Source organism: Granulibacter bethesdensis CGDNIH1 (assembly GCF_000014285.2).
Taxonomy (GTDB): Bacteria; Pseudomonadota; Alphaproteobacteria; order Acetobacterales; family Acetobacteraceae; genus Granulibacter; species Granulibacter bethesdensis.
Map to the genome: position 1 here is coordinate 2,626,560 of NC_008343.2, position 19,691 is coordinate 2,646,250.

The 19,691-nt window shown below is 59.6% G+C and carries 17 protein-coding genes, 1 tRNA gene and 3 riboswitches; of the genes, 8 read left to right on the forward strand and 10 right to left on the reverse strand.

From position 1 onward, the window contains the following. Nucleotides 1-8: 8 nt before the first annotated feature. Nucleotides 9-1,568, reverse strand: coding sequence for an ATP-binding protein (locus tag GBCGDNIH1_RS24340; RefSeq protein ID WP_011633062.1), 1,560 nt, complete (start codon nucleotides 1,566-1,568; stop codon nucleotides 9-11). Between the two features lie 110 nt (nucleotides 1,569-1,678). Further along, nucleotides 1,679-2,899: a penicillin-binding protein activator gene (locus GBCGDNIH1_RS24345; protein ID WP_025319291.1), complete on the reverse strand. Its 1,221-nt coding sequence runs from the start codon at nucleotides 2,897-2,899 to the stop codon at nucleotides 1,679-1,681. On the opposite strand from GBCGDNIH1_RS24345, the gene rsmI reads away from it, so the two are divergent. Further along, complete coding sequence (gene rsmI / locus GBCGDNIH1_RS24350; protein WP_025319292.1) at nucleotides 2,884-3,891, forward strand: 16S rRNA (cytidine(1402)-2'-O)-methyltransferase; 1,008 nt, start codon at nucleotides 2,884-2,886, stop codon at nucleotides 3,889-3,891. The two genes, GBCGDNIH1_RS24345 and rsmI, sit on opposite strands and share 16 nt — an antisense overlap. A gap of 23 nt (nucleotides 3,892-3,914) precedes the next feature. On the opposite strand, the gene GBCGDNIH1_RS24355 is transcribed toward rsmI, so the two are convergent. Beyond that, a tRNA-Arg gene (locus GBCGDNIH1_RS24355) sits at nucleotides 3,915-3,991 on the reverse strand. 113 nt (nucleotides 3,992-4,104) lie between these two features. Here GBCGDNIH1_RS24355 and GBCGDNIH1_RS24360 point away from each other — a divergent pair. Continuing rightward, nucleotides 4,105-5,124 (forward strand): dipeptidase, encoded by a 1,020-nt coding sequence (locus GBCGDNIH1_RS24360; RefSeq protein ID WP_043453213.1) that lies wholly within the window; start codon nucleotides 4,105-4,107, stop codon nucleotides 5,122-5,124. A 385-nt stretch (nucleotides 5,125-5,509) separates the two neighbouring features. On the opposite strand, the gene upp is transcribed toward GBCGDNIH1_RS24360, so the two are convergent. Further along, nucleotides 5,510-6,160 (reverse strand): uracil phosphoribosyltransferase, encoded by a 651-nt coding sequence (upp, locus tag GBCGDNIH1_RS24365; RefSeq protein ID WP_011633066.1) that lies wholly within the window; start codon nucleotides 6,158-6,160, stop codon nucleotides 5,510-5,512. Between the two features lie 79 nt (nucleotides 6,161-6,239). Here upp and mobA point away from each other — a divergent pair, with 79 nt between their 5' ends. Next, nucleotides 6,240-6,914, forward strand: a complete 675-nt coding sequence (gene mobA, locus GBCGDNIH1_RS24370) for a molybdenum cofactor guanylyltransferase MobA (protein ID WP_043453217.1) — start codon at nucleotides 6,240-6,242, stop codon at nucleotides 6,912-6,914. Then, a complete protein-coding gene (locus tag GBCGDNIH1_RS24375; RefSeq protein ID WP_011633068.1) occupies nucleotides 6,911-7,876 on the forward strand; it encodes an alpha/beta hydrolase in 966 nt (321 codons plus the stop codon). The genes mobA and GBCGDNIH1_RS24375 overlap by 4 nt, the downstream gene beginning before the upstream one ends. On the opposite strand, the gene GBCGDNIH1_RS24380 is transcribed toward GBCGDNIH1_RS24375, so the two are convergent. Next, nucleotides 7,873-8,349: a hypothetical protein gene (locus tag GBCGDNIH1_RS24380; protein WP_125911054.1), complete on the reverse strand. Its 477-nt coding sequence runs from the start codon at nucleotides 8,347-8,349 to the stop codon at nucleotides 7,873-7,875. The genes GBCGDNIH1_RS24375 and GBCGDNIH1_RS24380 overlap by 4 nt on opposite strands. 177 nt (nucleotides 8,350-8,526) lie before the next feature. Here GBCGDNIH1_RS24380 and GBCGDNIH1_RS24385 point away from each other — a divergent pair, with 177 nt between their 5' ends. Together GBCGDNIH1_RS24385 and GBCGDNIH1_RS24390 are read left to right on the forward strand one after the other, a co-directional pair. Beyond that, entirely contained in the window at nucleotides 8,527-8,943 is a 417-nt protein-coding gene (locus tag GBCGDNIH1_RS24385; RefSeq protein ID WP_025319298.1) for a hypothetical protein, read from the forward strand. 240 nt (nucleotides 8,944-9,183) lie between these two features. Further along, nucleotides 9,184-9,282: riboswitch (glycine riboswitch) on the forward strand. 4 nt (nucleotides 9,283-9,286) lie between these two features. Further along, a riboswitch (glycine riboswitch) is annotated at nucleotides 9,287-9,378 on the forward strand. A 69-nt stretch (nucleotides 9,379-9,447) separates the two neighbouring features. Continuing rightward, complete coding sequence (locus GBCGDNIH1_RS24390; RefSeq protein ID WP_011633071.1) at nucleotides 9,448-11,664, forward strand: malate synthase G; 2,217 nt, start codon at nucleotides 9,448-9,450, stop codon at nucleotides 11,662-11,664. A 12-nt stretch (nucleotides 11,665-11,676) separates the two neighbouring features. Here the strand turns inward: GBCGDNIH1_RS24390 and GBCGDNIH1_RS24395 are convergent, their stop codons facing one another. Beyond that, nucleotides 11,677-12,273: a histidine phosphatase family protein gene (locus GBCGDNIH1_RS24395; protein ID WP_025319300.1), complete on the reverse strand. Its 597-nt coding sequence runs from the start codon at nucleotides 12,271-12,273 to the stop codon at nucleotides 11,677-11,679. 32 nt (nucleotides 12,274-12,305) lie between these two features. Continuing rightward, nucleotides 12,306-12,443: riboswitch (cobalamin riboswitch) on the forward strand. 55 nt (nucleotides 12,444-12,498) lie between these two features. Between GBCGDNIH1_RS24395 and GBCGDNIH1_RS24400 the strand changes: the two genes are divergently transcribed. Continuing rightward, nucleotides 12,499-12,720: a CbtB domain-containing protein gene (locus tag GBCGDNIH1_RS24400; RefSeq protein WP_011633073.1), complete on the forward strand. Its 222-nt coding sequence runs from the start codon at nucleotides 12,499-12,501 to the stop codon at nucleotides 12,718-12,720. 21 nt (nucleotides 12,721-12,741) lie between these two features. Then, on the forward strand, nucleotides 12,742-13,503 hold the full coding sequence (locus GBCGDNIH1_RS24405; RefSeq protein WP_011633074.1) for a CbtA family protein: 762 nt from the start codon (nucleotides 12,742-12,744) through the stop codon (nucleotides 13,501-13,503). Nucleotides 13,504-13,512: 9 nt separating this feature from the next. Here GBCGDNIH1_RS24405 and GBCGDNIH1_RS24410 read toward each other — a convergent pair whose 3' ends face one another. The 4 genes from GBCGDNIH1_RS24410 to GBCGDNIH1_RS24425 are packed head-to-tail and all read right to left on the reverse strand — an operon-like array spanning nucleotide 13,513 to nucleotide 19,647. Continuing rightward, nucleotides 13,513-14,838: a lysine N(6)-hydroxylase/L-ornithine N(5)-oxygenase family protein gene (locus tag GBCGDNIH1_RS24410; protein WP_011633075.1), complete on the reverse strand. Its 1,326-nt coding sequence runs from the start codon at nucleotides 14,836-14,838 to the stop codon at nucleotides 13,513-13,515. Then, nucleotides 14,838-16,715: an IucA/IucC family protein gene (locus GBCGDNIH1_RS24415; protein WP_125911055.1), complete on the reverse strand. Its 1,878-nt coding sequence runs from the start codon at nucleotides 16,713-16,715 to the stop codon at nucleotides 14,838-14,840. The genes GBCGDNIH1_RS24410 and GBCGDNIH1_RS24415 overlap by 1 nt, the downstream gene beginning before the upstream one ends. Then, entirely contained in the window at nucleotides 16,712-17,758 is a 1,047-nt protein-coding gene (locus GBCGDNIH1_RS24420) for a GNAT family N-acetyltransferase (protein ID WP_011633077.1), read from the reverse strand. The genes GBCGDNIH1_RS24415 and GBCGDNIH1_RS24420 overlap by 4 nt, the downstream gene beginning before the upstream one ends. Then, on the reverse strand, nucleotides 17,755-19,647 hold the full coding sequence (locus tag GBCGDNIH1_RS24425; protein WP_011633078.1) for an IucA/IucC family protein: 1,893 nt from the start codon (nucleotides 19,645-19,647) through the stop codon (nucleotides 17,755-17,757). The genes GBCGDNIH1_RS24420 and GBCGDNIH1_RS24425 overlap by 4 nt, the downstream gene beginning before the upstream one ends. Between the last annotated feature and the right edge of the window lie 44 nt (nucleotides 19,648-19,691).

The following is a 19,691-nucleotide window of genomic DNA, read 5'->3' on the forward strand; positions in this document are numbered from 1 at the left end:
CTAACGGCCTACAGCGACACCGCACTGTCCTGGTGGGGCAAACGAGCCTGAAAAGCGGATGAGGCCAGCCCATTACCTGAATCCCCGACAGCTGGATCATTGTCTCTGGACAGTATGTAGGGCGGTGATTTTTCCCACACGGGAATCCAAAAAGCGAAAGTGCTGCCTTTGCCCTGCTCGCTCTCGATGAATAACTGCCCGCGATGACGGTTGATGATGTGCTTGATGATCGCCAGGCCCAGCCCGGTACCGCTGGCCGCACGGGACCGTGCCTTGTCCACCCGGTAGAATCGTTCCGTCAGGCGCGGCAGGTGCATGCGTGCAATACCGGGACCATCATCCCCGACCTTCACCAGCACACCCCGCCGTTTCAGGCCGTAAGAATTCAGGGAAACATCCTGATCAGGCTGCGCAGTCAGGGTGCCCGTCTCAAAGCCGGTCTCGATCGCGGTGATCGTGACTTCTCCGCCGTCACGCCCGTATTTGATAGCATTGTCCAACAGATTCTGCAGAACCTGTGTCAACTGATCCGCATCCCCGGCCACTTTCGACAGAGGCGGCAGGTTCAGCTGCAATCGCATGTTCCGCTCCTGAAGGCGCGGCTCGAACGCCTCGATCTGACGTTCAATCAGTTCATTCAGCAGCACCGGGCGGTCCGGACGCTGGTGCTCCATCAGTTCGATCCGGGACAGGCTGAGCAGATCATCGATCAGCCGGTTCATCCGCTCCGCCTGCTCTGCCATGATGCCCAGAAAACGGGCCTGCGCTGGAAGATCTTCGGCGGCAGGGCCACGTAAGGTCTCGATAAAACCGATCAGGCTGGCAAGCGGCGTGCGCAACTCATGGCTGGCATTGGCAACGAAATCGGCCCGCATTCGCTCAACCGCCGCCTCCCGCGAGCGGTCTGACAGAACCAGCAGGGCATTACCGGTTTTCTGAGGATCAGGCTCCAGATGCAGGATGGTTGCCTCGACCTCCCGCTGCATCGGCGCAGCCAACACGATACGGGCATTCTGGCGGGTACGGGTTTCATAGGCTTTCGTCACCGCCGCCTGAATACCCGGATGACGCAGCACCGCCGGAAGATCATGGCCAAAAGTCGTGCGGGCCGCCTCGTTACGGCGCGCAGGCAGGCGGCGCTCGTCCAGAATGATCAGCGGATCAGGCAGTTTTTCAACAATCGTTTCGTTCAGCAGGGCGCGATCATCGGCAGCCGCCACCTGCAATGCGAAAGCGCCGGTTACACGGCGGGTTTCTGCCCTCAACCAATGCGGCGCACCCCATGCCACCGGACCATCGTTCATCGCTTCCGGCTTCACGCCGTCACCCGCACGAAGGGCGGTATACAAGCCTCGCAGTTCAATAACCCGCGATCCGGCTGCCGACAGGGCCAATGCCATGATGATCAACGCGGTGATCGCACACTCCCGCCAGGCCAGAAGCTGAAACGCGGCCAATCCGCCCAGCAACAGCAGAAAGGGCAGACTGAGCCGGGCAGCCGTCAGCCAGAACAACATCATGCCCGGCGGTTTGATCGCCGGAGGGGGAGGAGGAAAAGTCAGGGGCACAGGAGCAGGCTCAATGAAAACAGGGCGTCAGCCTAGCGCATTGACGCGCCAGGCGGCAGTCACACCGTGTGACACTTCAAACACAATGACACCAGCGCCCGGCTCTATCGTCAGCTCCCGGTAGAGTTCAGCGTCTGCGGGGCCGGTTCGATCATTTTGGGACTGCCCGATTCGATCTCATACAGAGCCAGCCCGCGGCTGACCTTTCCATCCGGATGCAGCACCAGAACCCCATCCACGCCCGCAAATCCGGCCGGCCGGGTCAGGCTGTCCGCCGACACGCTGCCTTCACTGGCAATGACCCGTGCGATGGAGGCAGCATCATAGGCCAGATCCTGCAACGCCAACGGCGCCGAGCCGTATTTCGTCTGGTAACGCTGCACATAATCGGTGCGCGTGGCCTGATCGGGGGCAGCATACCATGCGCCGTTCAACGTATCGCCGGAACCGGCGCGAGCGCGCTCTGAAGACCACAGCGCAGGCCCCATGATACGCACGGTTGGCGTGTTGATATCATAGTAGGGCAGCAGGCTGCCGATCTCGGCCAGACGGGTTCCGACATCCGCCAGCAGCAGCGCATCGAAAGGCGGTGGCGGAACGGAATTACGGGACAGCTCTGCCGCCAGTTTGCGATCACCATTCTTTTTGGCCTCGCGGATTTTCTGCTCCAGTGGCCCGCGGCGGCTGGCATAGCCGGACAGATCACGCACGGTGGCGTTCATGGCCTCCATTCCGCCGGAGTAATGCCGCACCGTGGCATCCGGCGCAAACTGCACCAGCGCCCGGCCCATGGCAGAGCCCAGTTCGGTATTCGGCAACAGAGCCGCGATATGAGTCTTGCCCTGGGCGCGTGCGGCCTGCACCAGCCGCTCTACCTGCTGATCGGGGGTCAGCCCCATCACCCATATACCGGGCTGGGCCTGGGCCGGACTGGAGGTAAAGGCGAGCACTGGTATCCCGGCCTGCCGTGCCGGCCCTGCCGCCGCGCCTGTTTCCGCCGCGCTGAACGGGCCAAGAATCATGTAGGCACCGCCCGCCACCGCCGCCTGTGCAGCCTGTGCCGCCCCGTTGGGCGTGCCATGCGTATCAATCGGCTCCAGACGTGGAGAACCGGGGACATCAAGCGCCAGCTGTGCCGCCTTGAGCATCGCCTGCCCACGCGCAGCGTCGGGACCGGAGAGCGGCAACAGAATCGCCAGATGGTCCAGTTTACCGCTACCTTGCCCTGCGCTACCGCTGAGACGGAGTGGGCCGCTTACCCCTGAAAGGGTGTTCGAGCACCCCGCCAGTGCCAGACTGGCCACGAGGAGAGACAATGTCCGACGCCGCATGCGATCCCCTTTCCACCGGTGCATCCCTGCCCGATGCCCATACCCGGCAGGCAAACGCAGAGAACCCGGCCATTGTTGCACAACCCGCCCGAACGACGGAACAGGACGATCCGGACGAACAGACCCGCGCTCTTCCCGCTGGTCTTGCACCTTCCGGTCTTGTGCTCGTCTCCACGCCGATCGGCAACCTCCAGGATATGTCGGCACGGGGCATTGAGACACTCAGACATGCCGATATGATCCTGTGCGAGGACACTCGCACCACCACCCGCCTCTGCACCGCTTTCGGCATCAACCGCCGTCTGGAAGCCCTGCATGAGCATAATGAGGAAGCCCGGATTCCCGCGCTGCTGGGCCTGATGCGGGCCGGGAAGCGGCTGGCGCTGGTCTCGGATGCCGGGACGCCTCTGGTCTCCGATCCCGGATTTCGCCTGGTACGCGCCGCCATCGCGGAAGGGTTGCCGGTGACCGGCATTCCCGGCGCCAATGCCGCCCTGCTGGCGCTGACCCTGTCCGGCCTGCCGCCGCATCCCTTCCTGTTTCTGGGCTTCCCCGCCCCGAAGGAAGCCGCGCGGCGCACCGGCTTTACCACCTTACGGGCGGCAGAGGCGGCCGGGCTGAACGCCACCATGATCTGGCACGAAGCCCCGCACCGGCTGGCAGCCTGCCTGCACGACATGCTGGCCGTTTTCGGGGATCGCCCCGCCGCCGTCGCGCGGGAATTGACCAAGCGGTTCGAGGAAGTCCGACGCGGCTCTCTCTCCGACCTCGTCCAGCATTATCAGGCCCATGAAGCCCGCGGCGAGATCACCGTTCTGCTCGGCCCCGCCCCTGCCGAACAGGCCACAGCGCAGGATCTGGATACCGCCCTGTTGCAGGCGCTGGAAACCCACAGCGTCAAGGATGCGGCCGCCCTGGTGGCCACCGCCATCGCCATGCCGCGCAAGCAGGTTTATGCGCGCGCGTTACAGCTTCAGCAGCAGTCGAAATGATGCGATGAGGACAGCGAGGGGAGTGGTGTCCCCGGCGGGATTCGAACCCACGGCCCCAGGATTAGGAATCCTGTGCTCTATCCTGCTGAGCTACGGAGACAGTGTTTCCCATCATACCCGATCCTGAAATTCTTGCTACCCCGCGCCACCTCAAGCAGCGCCCCACGGCAGCACCGTCTTGACTTCGTCCGGTGAGCGCCGATGCTTCCAGACATGGACTCGCACACACTGCATCATTCCCTGCTGACTTTCGACAGCCATATCGACATCCCGTGGCCGGACGGCCCAGGCGTGTTCGAAGACAGCCCGAAGCGGCATGTCGACATTCCCAAGATGGAGCGTGGCTCTCTCTCCGCCGGATGTCTGGTGGCCTATGTGCCGCAGGGGCCGCGCACCGATGAAGGCCGCAGCGCTGCCCGCGACCGCGCGCTGGCCATGCTGGAAACCATCCGGCGAATCGGCGAAGATGCTGCCTCCCACGGGAAATCCGTGCGCGTGGTCGATACCGCCGACGCCATCGAAGCGGCCCATCGCGACAAGGCCATCGCCATCCTGCCCGCGGTCGAGAACGGTTATGCCATGGGCACCGACCTGACCGTGCTGGACCGGTTCCGTGCTTTGGGGGCGCGATATCTGACCCTGACCCATAACGGCCATAACGATATTGCCGACTCAGCCCGCCCCATTCCGGCACTGGGTGATAAGGGGCCGGAGCATCACGGGCTGTCTGCTCTGGGACGGGACGTCATCCAGCGCCTCAACCGGCTGGGTATGCTGGTCGATGTCAGCCATGCCTCGAAAGAGACCATGCTTCAGGCGGCCGACCTGTCCACCACTCCGGTCGTGGCCACGCATTCCTGTGTCCGGGCGCTGTGCGACCATCCGCGCAACCTCGATGACGAACAGCTTGATGTGCTGAAAAGCACGGGGGGGCTGATCCAGATCACCGCCATGGACGGTTTCCTGCGCAAGGGGGGCACGCTGGAAACGGTTGGCGTCGCGGATTTCGTCGATCACATTGATTATGTCGTGCGTCGCATCGGCATCGCGCATGTCGGTATTTCCTCCGACTTTGATGGCGGCGGAGAAATCACCGGCTGGCGGAATGCGGCGGACAGCCCGAACCTGACCGCCGAGCTGGTGAAGCGTGGTTATGACGAAGCCGCCATTCAGGCATTCTGGGGCGGCAATTTCCTGCGCCTGTTGCGAATCGCGGAGCAGCGTGCCGGCTGAACGAATACATGCCCTTCGAATCAGATCGGGGCGGTTGGCCCTCCCGTGCCAACCGCCCCGACAGCAAGGGGAAACCATGCCACACCTCGCTTTCCCCTTGCCTCCAGACGACGCGCCAACCCCTTTATGGCAGGCCGTCCGGGCGTTCCCTTCCGCCGAGCAGGGGGCTTTGCGGAACAGAACATCTCCTTATCAATCTGTTCCTCCCTTCCGAGCGGGACGAAAACCGGTCTGACGACCGATGTACCAGCGGGGGCCAGCACCGTTCGGATGGGGGAACATCGCCCACACTCTTATCAATCGCCCTCCGGAAATAGCGATTGATAATGATTCGCATTTAAAGGGTGGGCACAAGCCCCGTCAAGCCTCTTTTTTCCTTAGGCTCTCATTTCGTGCCGAACAAGCGATCTCCCGCATCCCCGAGACCGGGCCGGATATAACCATGCGCATCCAGCTCCCGATCCAGCCCGACGGTGACGATCTCGATATCCGGATGGGCGGAGGCCAGATGACGCACCCCTTCCGGTACTGCCAGCAGGCACAGAAAAATAATCTGAACCGCTCCGGCCTGTTTCAGCCGCGTGATCGCCGTGACCGCCGACCCTCCGGTGGCAAGCATCGGATCGACCACCACCACCAGCCGCTCGGCAATATCGGCGGGGAGTTTCAGATAATACTCCACCGGTATCAGCGTTGCCTCATCACGATACAAACCGACATGGCCGACCCGGGCGGCAGGGATCAGTTCAAGCAGCCCGTCCAGAAGCCCGCTGCCGGCCCGGAGAATCGAGACCAGACACAATTTCTTGCCAGTCAGAACCGGGGACCGCATCTTCTCCAATGGCGTTTCAATTTCGATATCCTCGACGGGCAGGGCGCGCGTGACCTCATACCCCATCAACAGGCTCATCTCCCGCACCAGACGGCGAAACTCTCCGGTGGAGGTGTCATGACGCCGCAGCAAGGTCAGCTTGTGCTGCAACAGCGGGTGACGCAGCACCGTCAGAGTCGGGAAGGTCTCATCTGTCCGGTCCATGCACCCCGTCCCGCTGCTTTCGCCGCATCGTCGCATGTCTGTATGGCCAGGCGCCAGACAGGAAGCGAACAGAGTCACAATGGCAAATGATGGTCCAGCCATACCCGGCATCGTTCTGGCCGGTGGTCTGGCCCGCAGAATGGGCGGTGGCGACAAGGGGTTGTGCCTGCTCCATGGCCGTCCGCTGCTGGCCCATATCTGTGCCCGCATCCGGCCACAGGTGGCCATGCTGGCCCTGAATGCCAATGGCGATCCATCCCGTCTGACGCAGGCTCTGCGCCAGGAGGCGGATTATCCGGCATGGGCGCCGACCACGATCCTGCCCGACAGGAGTCCGGATTTTTCCGGTCCTTTGGCAGGTGTGCTGGCAGGGCTGGCATGGGCCGAGTCGCATGGATTCACCCATATGCTGAGCGTGCCGGGCGATACGCCCTTTCTGCCGCCCGATCTGGTCCGCCGTCTTTGGCGCGCCCGGCAAGGTCTGACCGAGACCTCAACGGAAGCAACCCGAATCGCCCTTGCCCGTTCCGGCGACCGCACCCATCCCGTCATCGGCATCTGGCCTGTCATGCTGAAGGACTCACTGGCGCAGGCCCTGCAAAACGGCATGCGGCGCATCGGCCAGTTCACCGCCGCTTTTCCGGTGGCTCATGCCGAATGGGCCATCACCGCAGCGGGTGATCCATTCATCAATATCAACACTCCAGCCGATCTGGACCATGCCCGGCTTGCAGGAGCAACCTTCCCGTCATGACCGATCTCTCTCCCGATCCGCAGAGCCTGCTGCAGCCGGAAGCGGCCGGATTTCTGGCCCGTATGCAGCAACTGGACAGGCCAGGCCTGCACACAATGCCGCCGGAACAGGCACGGGCGATCTATGATCGTGGTCAGCTGCATCTGAACCCGGACCCACCGCCCATTGCCGAGTGCCGCGACCTGTCCTGTCCCGTAGAAGGCGGCGAGATCACATTGCGGCTTTACCGCAACGCACCGCCACGTTCGGAAGGCGATCCCGTATTTGTTTTCTTCCATGGCGGAGGCTGGGTGCTCGGTACTCTGGACACGCATGACGTGCCCTGTCGCCAGATTGCCATTGCCGCCGGAATCACCGTTATTTCAGTCGGGTATCGTCTGGCGCCGGAGCATAAATTCCCGACCGCGGTCAATGATGCCATCACCGCCTGCACGTGGATCGCACACAATGCCGCCATGCTGGGCATCGACCCGGCCCGCATCGCCGTCGGCGGTGACAGTGCCGGTGGCAATCTTGCGGCTGTGCTTTGTCTGACGGCACGGGACCAGCCCATCCTGCCCCACCCGATCCGCCAGCAGATCCTGCTCTATCCCAGCACGGATATGAGAGGACGGCAGGCAAGCCACACCGTGTTCGGACAGGGATTCGGCCTGACATCCGACGCGATGCGATATTTCCTGACGCATTATCTCAGCTCACCGCACGATATACGGGACTGGCGAGCCTCCCCCTTGCTGGCCCCTCGGCATGATGCCCTGCCGGCAGCCCTGATCATCACCAGCGGGTGCGACCCGCTGCGGGATGAAGGGGAAGACTATGCCATCAAACTGCGCGAAGCCGGGGTGCCGGTCTCGATGCAGCGTCTGGAAGGGCAGATCCATGGCTTCCTGACCATCGGCCGCTATTTATCCGCAGCCGGGGAAACCGTCGCTATGATCGCGGATTTTCTGCGCCGGCTTTAGAAATAACCGACCCCGTTCACCACATCCTCCCCGGTCAGCCAGGGATAGTAGTCGTTGAATCCGGAATAGGTCGGCATGCCCCCTCCCATCATCATGGGAGGAGTCATGGCGGCAGGCGGAGCAGGCTGAGCAGACGCGGCAGGCTGCTGGCTGGCCGCCTTGGCCTTCATCATGGCGGCCACATATCCGGCAGCCATGAGCACATTGCCGTGCTCCTGCATGCAGGTGAGATAATCCGGATAGGAATAGGTCCGCTTTGGTTCCGAAGCCGGCAGCCGGGCCAGCAAAGCCGGATCACCCGCTTTCTCGCGGCAGGTTTTGCCATCACTGCGATATTCCGCCAGCGATTTATACGGTCCCGGCAGAGCCACCAGCGGATTGCGCGGCGGGGTGGAATGTGTCGAGCATCCGCTGATCGCCATCATGACGGCCAGCCCGGCCAGAGAGCCAATCCGCCTTCCATCTCGTTTCATCCGCGTATCCTTCATCCCGTCCTGCCTCCTTGAACCGCTTTTTCGCGCGACAGGAAAGGCACGACTAGCGTAGACCCACCCCTGTCCGATTGCCACCTGCGGTCGCGGCGGAGCAAGCGGCCCCTGTCGACAGGGGTCCCCCCCTCCGATGATCCCGCCCTGAAACGGAGACGTCTTTTGTCCGATATCGGTAACCCGTTCGACCACAAGCAGACCCCGCAGATCATGGAAGACGCCGGTCGTGCCATGCCGGGGCTGATGGCCCATGCCCTGCGCGTCCTCATCTGGGGCACCTTTCACTTCTTCCTGTCGCTGATCGAGCAGATCGCAGCCCTGTTCGCGCCATTGCTGCTGGTTGTCGGCGGTATCTGGCTGGCGGTCAGGCATGCCGCAGGCATGGTCAACGTGCATGAAGACCATGTGCAGGAAGCCATCAGCCAGGCCACTGCCGTTCTCGGCCATGATGTCCTCATCGCCGGTCATATACTGTCACCGTTAGGGCTGATTATTGACGGGCTGATTCTGGTTGCAATCGCTGCCGCCTGTCACACGTTGGGGTTGGTACTGATCAACGAAATGTATGCAGACAAATGAAGCCGCTTTCCCGCCTTTTCATCCTTGCCATGCTGACAATGACTCTGTTCGGGCTGACCGCCTGCCATACCGGGCGCTTCCAAAGCCAGGACGGTCGGATTCGGGGCGGCTATGTCAGCGGCGGTATCGGACCGGGATTCTGACCCTGTTTTATTGATAAAAATTATAAATCATATAATAAGATTTTTTTAAATTTCCATTGACGGTGCCGTTCAGCCTTCACACAGTAAGGTTGTCTGATGACGGCGTGCGGGAGAGTGCTTTCCCTCCTCACGGAGAATGGCCGCCGAAGGAGCAACCCCCCGGGAACCTCTCAGGCCCATGAACCGCACGCTCAGGACACTCTGGAGAGAGGCCCGGCAGGGTCCGCCGAAGGGGAAATCCGGCTTTTTGCGGAAACGCCAGCCGGGTGATGCTCTCAGGCACCAAGACAGACGGGGGCGACGGACACGCGGAGACACGTGACCGGTCGCGTTCCCACCCCTGTCGAGGAACCGAATCACGATGAACGCGATCACCCTTGCCACCCGATCCCTTCTGCCCTCCGGCCTTCAGATTGCGCCGGTTCTGCATCGATTTGTGGAAGAGGAAGCGATGCCCGGCACTGGCATCACAGCCGAGGCATTCTGGGCCGCACTCGCCGTCGCCCTGCGCACATTGGGGCCCGCAAACGCTGCCCTGCTCAATCAGCGGAATACGTTGCAGGCCGAGATCAACCAGTGGCACCGCGTCCATACGCTGCCGCAATCCGGCGTCGGTGCGGCACTGGCGGCACAATCCGACGCCTACCGCGCGTTTCTGCATGAAATCGGCTATCTGCTGCCGCCACCGGCCGCGTTTCAGGTCGATACCGCACAGGTGGATGATGAGATCGCCCATATCGCCGGGCCACAGCTCGTCGTTCCGGTCAACAATGCACGCTATGCTCTGAATGCCGCCAATGCGCGCTGGGGCAGCCTGTATGATGCGTTATACGGCACAGATGCCGTCGGACGTCAGCAAAGCGCGACGCGGGGCTATGATGAGGCACGCGGAGCCGAGGTTATAAGACATGGCCGCGCGGTGCTGGACATCGCAGCCCCTCTGGCCGAAGGCAGCCATGCCGATGCCATGCTCTATGCGGTACACAATGGTAAGTTACGGATTGCGCTGGCCAACGGACATGTGACCGGACTACGCGATGAGTCCGGATTCTGCGGATATACCGGCGCGCCTGATGCACCCAGCCGTATTCTGCTGGTCAGGCACGGGCTGCATCTGGAAATCCTGTTCGATCGCGACCATCGCGTCGGTCGCAATGATAAAGCCGGTATTGCCGATCTGATTCTTGAATCAGCCCTGTCCACCATCATGGATGCGGAAGACTCCGTCGCCGCGGTCGATGCGGAGGACAAGGTCGAGGTCTATCGCAACTGGCTGGGTCTGATGCGCGGCGACCTGACGGTCAGGTTCGAGAAAAACGGCGCCGCCGTCGAACGTAGCCTGCATCAGGATCGGGTTTACACTACGCCTGATGGCAGCGGCAGCCTGACGCTGCCCGGTCGATCCCTGCTGCTGATCCGCAATGTCGGTCATCACATGATGACCGATGCGGTTATGCTGGACGGGGCAGAGGTGCCGGAGACCATTCTGGATGCATTCATCACCAGCCTGATCGGCCTGCATGATCTGCGCGGGCGGCCCGGCAGGCACATCACCAACAGCCGAACCGGCAGCCTGTATATCGTGAAGCCGAAAATGCACGGGCCGGATGAGGTAGCCTGGGCAGCGCGGCTGTTCAGTACGGTGGAAGATGCGCTGACTCTGCCCCGCAACACCATCAAGATGGGCATCATGGATGAGGAGCGCCGGACCAGCGTCAATCTGGCGCATTGTATCGAAGCAGTCCGCAGCCGGGTGTTTTTCATCAATACCGGCTTTCTGGACCGCACCGGAGACGAAATCCACACCAGCATGGAAGCCGGTCCCATGCTGCGTAAGAACGACATGAAACAGACTGCGTGGTTCACGGCCTATGAAAACGGCAACGTGGATAGTGGGCTGGCCTGTGGTCTGCCCGGCCATGCCCAGATCGGCAAAGGCATGTGGGCGGCACCCGACAACATGGCGGCGATGCTGGCCGAGAAAATCGACCATCAGCGCGCCGGGGCCAGTACGGCCTGGGTTCCTTCCCCCACGGCAGCCACGCTGCACGCGCTGCATTATCATCAGATCGACGTGGCGCAACGGCAGGCGACCATTGCCAGAGAAGGTGCCCGCACCTCACTGCATGCTCTGCTGACCCTGCCATTGCTGGAGGAGGCGGGGAAACTAACCGCTCAGGAAATCAGGGATGAGCTGGACAATAATGTTCAGGGTATTCTGGGCTATGTCGTCCGCTGGGTGGATCAGGGGATCGGCTGCTCCAAAGTACCGAACATCTACAATGTCGGCTTGATGGAGGACCGCGCCACGCTGCGCATTTCCGCACAGCACATCGCCAATTGGCTGCGCCATGGTGTCGTGAGCCGGGAACAGGTCGAAGAAACACTGCGCCGCATGGCCGTAGTGGTGGATGGGCAGAATGCGGGCGATCCCGCCTATCGACCCATCGCACCAGCCTTCGATGGACCCGCCTTTCTGGCGGCATGCGATCTGATCTTCAAAGGCACCGAGCAGCCAAATGGCTATACAGAGTTCGTGCTGCACCGCCGGCGTCGAGAGGCCAAAGCCCGGACCTGAACAACGCTCCGATCATTCCGGTTCATGATGAGCCGGAATGATCCCGCGTAACTGCCAGCCTCCGCCCCCCGCATTCATCTCAACGCGGGAGAGGGGTGCAATGTCGATCCTCCAGAATGCCTCAACGGGCGCACCCAGCGCATGGATGACAGCAGCCCGCATCACGGCGGGATGCGTCACCGCCATGACATACCCACCTGAATGCTCAGCCACGCCATCCAGCCAGTTAGATACACGGCTGAGCAGGGCAGAGACCGATTCACCACCATGCGGCGCCGCATCAGGGTCTTTGATCCATGACTGCACCGCATCCCCCATGGTCTGTGCGCAATCGGCCAGAGTTCTGCCGCGCCACGTGCCGTACTCAAGATCCGCCAGCGTTGCTGTTATCTCCGTCTGCTCAGCCCGTTCAGGCAGGCGCAAAACCTCTGCCGTCTGCCACACCCTTAATTCGGGGGAGAGAAACAGGTGCCCCATTCTGGCAGGCAGGGAGGGATTCCATATGGCCAGACGCCGCCTCTCCCGCTCTTCGATCGGCTCATCGCCTGGAAAGCGCGCCTGACGCGTGGCGTCGGTCGCGGCATGACACAGCAGGATCAGACGAAGCATCCCAGCCTTCTCCCCTTCGCAACATACGCTTTGCATTGACAGGAAAGGCCGGGATTTTCTACGGTTCGTCCACTGTAAACATATGGAAGCCGGTGTAAATCCGGTGCGGTCGCGCCACTGTAATCAGCCTGAGAGGGCTGAAAGTCAGACCCTGTTTTTGCAGACTCTATCCATTTTACCTGCCGTTTCATCGGGGCGCGCTTCCCCGTCAGGAGTTTCCACCCAATGTCTGCCATTTATTCGACCCTTCCCCGTCCGACCGCCACCCCACTGTCTCGTCCGGTTCCGCTGCGGGATATTCTGCCTTGGACGCTGTTCGGGATGGTCATGTTACTGGCACTGTATTTCGTCGGCATTGAGGAAGGGGCCACCTCCCTGATTTCCGGCATGTATGTCCATGAATTCGTGCATGACGGCCGGCATCTGCTCGGCTTTCCCTGCCACTGACGCCATTATTCTGACCGTATCATGATCCGGACATTGTTGATCCGGGGCATGTTTGCCGGGTTTCTGGCAGGCATTGCCGCGTTCGGGTTCGCACATCTGTATGGGGAACCGCAGGTGGACCGCGCCATCGCCTTTGAAGCCGCTGCCGAACACGCAGCCCATCACACTCATCACGCCTCCGGCGGGACAGCGGAGGAAGCAGAGGCCGAACCTGAACTGGTATCCCGTACCACTCAGGCCGGGCTGGGGCTGCTGACCGGTGTGACCGTGTACGGGGCCGCTTTCGGTGGTCTGTTCAGCCTCGTGTTTACCGCCATGCTGGGCCGCCTGCCGCTTGGTCCACGTGGCCTGTCCGCCTTGCTGGCAGGATGCGGATTTATCGCTATCTGCCTCGTACCGGGGCTGGTCTATCCACCCAATCCCCCTGCCGTGGGACAGGCTGATACCATCACCGAACGCACTGCCCTGTATTTCGAGATGCTGCTGATCTCCTTGTCAGCCATGACGCTTGCCTTCGTGATCCGGCAGCTTTTTGCAACACGCTGGGGCGGATGGAACAGCACGCTGGCCGGGGCCGGTTTCGCCCTGCTGGCCCTGCTTCTGATCGGGCGTGCCATGCCGGTTATCAATGAAGTGCCGGTGACATTTCCTGCTGATCTGCTCTGGCATTTCCGGATCGCTTCCTTCGGCACCCAGGCCGTGCTGTGGGCGGTGATCGGTATCGGCTTCGGCTGGTTTGCAGAGCGGCAGATAAAACACTTATCCCACCCCACAAACCGCTAACCCAGCCCCTTATTCAGCCGCGAGACGGGAGGTCTCATCCTCCCTCTCCACTCCCCAATCCACCAATGGTTCCGGTTCCTCCAGATCGAAATGCGGCCGGCCGAGCAGGCTGTTGATGATTGTCGCAGCCCGCCATGCCATCAGACTGAGTTGAGGTTCGGCAATCCCATGGCTGTGGCGTCCTGCATTCTGGACAAAGATGCGGGCAGAAGCAGGACCATCCCAGACAGCAGAAAAATCGGGCCGCAATGTGTAACGTCCTTCCTCATCCAGTTTGAGGCGCTTCTGGAGCGATCCAAAACAGGCTGGCACAGCTGCCTTGTATCCGGTTGCACAGATGACCGTATCCCCGGTGACCGTATCCATCTGACCATCCAGGTGATGACGCAGATGCAGGGTAATCCCTTCTCCGTGACGCCTTGCAGCCTCTGCCTCCCGATATGGCATCAGCCGCACGAAATCGCGTCGGCCATCGAGATGCCGGATCTGGTATAGCGCGCGGTAGATCTCGTTCAGTGTCGTCGGGGAAGCCCCATCACTGGCCAGTTTCTGCGCGGCCACATGCCGGGCACGGAGATCAGGCGGCAGCCCATGGAAGCGCGCGACATAGGCCGGCGTAAAATACTCGTTGCTGAAAGCCACTTCATCCAGTGACGAGAAATTCATCCGGCGCGTGATCCAGGTGATTCCCCCCACACGGTCTGGCCCCCGGCGCAGCAGATCAAGCACGATTTCCGCACCGCTCTGCCCCCCACCGACCACAATGACATGGCGACCCGTGTAATCACGGTCTTTCTCGGCAAAACGGGATGTATGCAGGCACATATCTTCCAGACCAGCCGCCCAGCGCGGCAGATAGGGATGATGCCCGGTTCCGATCAACACATTGCGCGCTCTGACTTCTCCATGGCGGTGCGTCAGCACAAAGTGACGGCCATCGAAATCAACCGACTCAACGGGGGTTCCGAAATGCAGCGATGGAAGCTGTGCTGCAACCCAGCCAAGATAATCATCGAATTCCCGGCGATAGATTCCTTCAAATCCGGCTGTGATGAATTCGTAAAACCGGCGCCGTGCCACCAGATAGGAGGTAAAGCTGAACGGGCTGGTCGGCTGTACGGCACTGACCAGATCCTTCAACCATGATGTCTGCAAAGTGACATCAGGCAGCATCATGCCGGGATGCCAGGCAAAGCGCGGGCTACGATCAAAAAACTGCGCCTGCACCTCCGGCACAGCATCCAGCAGGGCCGCGACACTCAGATTGAACGGCCCGATCCCGATCGCCGCAAGATCCTGTAACGGAAAGGCAGAAAACTGAAAACGATCCGTCATCAGGCCATACTCCCAGACTGAAAAGCTGCATGTTGGTGTAAGGAATGATTCCAATCGCTGCGAAGTGACCAGTCATCATAAAGAGGATTATGGAGAGGCGTTCCAATTTCAGGTTTCGGCCTTACCGGCGTATCGCCATACCCGATGGAGAACCGGGCACGGTTGATGCAGATACGCATCATGGTCGGGGTAAAAAGATCAAACATCTCAAAACGCCCCGCCAATTCCGGACAGCGTGCCTGATATTGACGGATGACACGGGCGAGACCCTGATAAAAAGCCTGCTCGGGATATCCGTCATGCGTCAGCAAAGCATCCGACAGAAATCGGAGGACGCTGACAAAATGGCCCGTCTGAAGGTGATGAATCAGATGCTCAGCCGGACGCCTGCCAACCTGATCAGCCAATCCTTCGGGCAAAGTCTCATGCTCCGGCAAGACAGGCGTGACGAGATCGAAATCCCCCTGCAAATCCTTCAGCGCCACACCACAGGGCACCCAGTCTTTCAATAACAGCGTAACATTCTGTCCATGGGCGATAAACCCGGCGCCATACCGGCACATCAGGTGATAGAGCGGGACCACGACAGAAGAAAACAACCTCTCCAGCCAGATATCGCACGGCATGGAAGAACGACGGATACAGGCCGAGATCAACGGTACGCCATCCCCGCCACATACCTGTAATGCTCCCAGCATGATGGCACGCTCATCCTCTGCCAGTGATGGCTCCGCGCGCTGTCGCCATACGGCGCCCAGTAATTCATGAAAGCGGTAGGGAGCCTGAGCAATTTTTCCATATACAGTTTGCGGCACTGCATAACCGGCCATATCCCGAAGGATCAGGACTTTCGTAGTCTGGAAAACAGCATCTTTCGCGACACATTCGCTCAGCCATGATGACAGGCCGACACCGGTCAAAATGCCTTTACCAGGCAGGCCGCGCCATGCAGACGTATTCAGAATGGTGACCGGCAGTTTGATATCATGCGCCGCCGCTCTTTCCGCATTGGCCAACGTCCGTAGGGATTGCTGTGGTCGATAGAGATCACCCCGTTCACCCAGTGGTACAATCCTGCCTGATGCAATATCAGCTGCAAAATGCGTCTGAATATAATTCTGCCACTGCCATGGATGCACGGGAATCAGCCGATGACTGATCCTGTCGAATCCTCGCTCGAACAGAATACGATCGATCTGCCGCAGATCATCGACACGCAGCATTTCCGACAAAAGATCATCTTCACTGATATCACGCGTCATGCCACCCAAACAGGCTTCACGCGCCACAGCAATCCAGTGCAGGCGGAACACAGGATCATATTCAGGTGCATAGGCGCGCTGATCTTCCAATCCCCAGCCAACCCTGCCTTTCGAGGCCGGAGCTTTGGGATGCCCATCCAGTCTGGCCTGCAAGCGATCATTGTCGAGATCAAGCATGGAAATTGCAGACAGACCATCCCGCCTTCTCAGCAGTTCCATATCTGTTTGCAGCGTGGCGTAAAGCTCCTGCAGATACATTGCCAGTGTTGCATCACTCATACCCAGTGCAGCCTGTGCATCCACAAAAAACTGTGCAGCATCGTGGGCCTGACTTTCCTCGCCGTTTTCAATCCTGATGATACTATCAGGGTCAATTGTCAGCTGCCCCCAGATGCGCGGCTCCCCTTCACATCGGTAATGAACATCACCAAAGCGGAATATCCATAATCCGCCTGCTTCTTCCTCGGGATGAAATGCTTCCTCATAGGCAAGCTCAGACAGGGATTTTGCAAGACAGGTCAGATTGACACGTCGCCACAGGGAAGCATGCAAGGAGGCATGGCGTAGAGTATCCTGACGATCACGCATCACGTTGAATTCATTCGATACAATCATCTGATGCACTCCCTGAAAAAGTGATCACGTGTGCAGGTAATCAGCATCGAACGTTTGTGCGGAAAATCGAACTCGTATTCCAGCGTGTAACCGGATTCCTCACAAAGCCGCAGCATATTGCTATGAGCAGCACTCGGTTCACCCACCACTTTTCGGGTTCGGCAATCATCCAGGAACAGGCAATGGGTGATGGCACGGAACCATGCCAGCGTACGGTCGCGCCCAAGATGGCGTTTTTCGCCGACCAGCACATGCCAGCCACGATCATAATCATCGGCCTCGTAATGCGGGCCGAGTCTGTCTTCCTTACCCCAATAGATCTCGAAATAGGTCGATGGTTCACCATCCAGTTCGCCGATCACGGAGAATGCATGCGGATCAGCATCCATACGACGCAGATAGGCTTCATGCTTTTCAATCGGGCCGGCTTCATCCCAGAATTTGGCTACACGCGGCTGGTTCTGCCACATATGGAACAGTTCGAGATCACGGCCGATATCCAGTGCGCGCAAGGTTAATTCATGCCCGGTTATCGTATCACGCCTTCGATAGAACACACCTTTCGGGGCAGGTGGACGTAACGGATGATCCCGCCCATCCGGGAGCGCACGACGCAGAAGCGGCTGGCGATGCGCAGGCGGGCCGGCCTGCCAGAAATCCCGTTGCTGACGATGCCCCTGCCGGTACAGAAAAGCGGTGTTATCCCGTATCTTATGAAGCGGGAATGATGCATCGGCAGGATCAGAGACTGATTCAAGAGACACTGAAAAACAATCAGCCCCTTCTGAAAAAGCATAATCAGCCAGCACATAGATCAGAAAATTTCTGTCCCTTTCCGGCGCAGACCAATCGAGGACGATGGCCCTGGCAAGTTCCCCTTCAAAATGAAGGCGTGTATGGGCGACGACAGATCCATTGAGCAGTATGCTCAGTTCGCCTCCTCCCATGATCATGACAGAGCGGCCATGAGCATCCCGGAATGTCCAGACCGGTTCCATATCCTTAACCGGTCGCTCGGCCGGATGCTCCAGAACAGCACTCATGACTGCACCAGAGGATTGGGAACGGATACATAACTGGCAAGAGGGCTGGCAGTATCGGCGTTTTCGTTGACATCCCTTAGATATGTCATCACATTGCCTTTCATCCAGATTGACGGACAATCCAGCAGATAGCGAATCACAGATGGATCACGCAGCCCATCATCGCTCATGGATTGAAGTCTTTTCCTTAGAATACTTAGAAGTGTCTGTTCCTGTGCGACTCCGTCCAGCACAAGCGTATCAAGAACACCGAACACGGAATTACCGATCAGATAATACCCGATCAGCTGCGGCCCCAATGCGGCATCAATGATATTGTCTGTCCATCGTCCCAACTCTGGCACGTAAGTTCGCAGAGTCTCGATCATATCGGTTGCAATGGCCGTGCCCTGACAATCACGGAACCAGGCCTGTTCGGGCCATCCATTCCGCAGACCAAGCACGACATTCTGCTGATGGGCACTCATCATCACACCATGACGGGCATGGAGATACAGTACCGGTTCCATCAGAATAGAGAGAAAACGGCGAAACCACTCCTCCGCAACATCGGACTGGCTGCGTTTATCGCGTGTAGCGATCATACGGATGATATGGCCGATTCTACTGGGAGCATACCTGTCGAACAGATCATCCTGACAAAGCGTCGCAAGCATCGCGGCATGACGACCACCCGCATATACGCCCTCTGCTTGATCGGCAAAAGGATTGTCCCTGAATACAACGGAGCTTTCGACCAGAACCTTCCCATCAGGCCCTTTCAGCGACAAATGGGCTGGTTCTTCAATCACTGAAAAACCCTGATAGCGGGCAAAGACATCCTGCCCGACCGGACCACGCAACAGACGCGCCAGATGCAGGCCGCGATCAAGCTCACGCGGCAAAATTGTACGGATCGAATTGGTAATCCGCATCGAAAGCGAGAATTTCATCATCAATGGAGACTGCGCACTCCATAGACTGCGCAGGGATGCAGTTGCACGGAATTGCGGCCCCATGATACCGAGATCACGAAGTCGATCCTCCATGCGCAGACTGGCAAGTTCGGGCAGGCACAAAAGATGACCGGCTTGCCAGGGATGAACCGGCAACAAGGTCCAGCCTCCCGGAACGGCATGCAGTGCTTCCTGACCGGCATCGGTCGATGCAAGCATCTCTTTCAGCAGGGATTGTATGTCGGCCACGTGAACACTGTCGCCAATCATATGATCCGGATGGACTGCGAACCAGCGTAACGCGAAGCTGTTGCCGTGATCAGGCCCATACGCCGCATCTTCACTTTCAGAGAGGCCTTCACGGAATTTGGGTGCGGGATGAAACGGATGACCCAGGATCAGCCCCTGTTCCGCCGTGATAAAATCAGGCACCCTGTCTGCCTGATCATCTGTTCTATAGTGATGACTGAGCAAGGCGGCTGAGACACGTTCGGCACTGTCCATCACGCGTTTTCGGAAAGTCATCCTGGTCGGCAGTGATGCCGTCTGTGCAAAGGCCGTGTGATCCAGCAGAAGATCCAGCAGCAAACGCACATCCACCGATCGGATGGCACCATGGCGCCTCAGCAAAGGCGGCCCCGCAAATCTGAAACGCCCGGTTTCAGTGGACGCGGCAAGCGGCAGCAGCAACTCCCCTTCCTGCAACAGAAGGGGAACTGAAATCGCACCTGCCGGACAATGCATATGCGCACCACATCGTGATGCAGCTTCCTGCGGATCGAGCTTTTTCCAGCCGCGCCATTCACGCAGCAAACCGTTCAGCAATGTCGTCGTCGCCATTCCGGCCTCAAAGTGACGACGTTCAATGCATGCTGACGTATCGCGGGTTTCCATGGCTTCCAGCACAGGCGTTTCCCTTTCTGTTGCATATCGTGCCGCTTTGCGGAGAATCACCTTGCGGCATATTGCAATTGATATTCATTCCTAATTTAATGCTG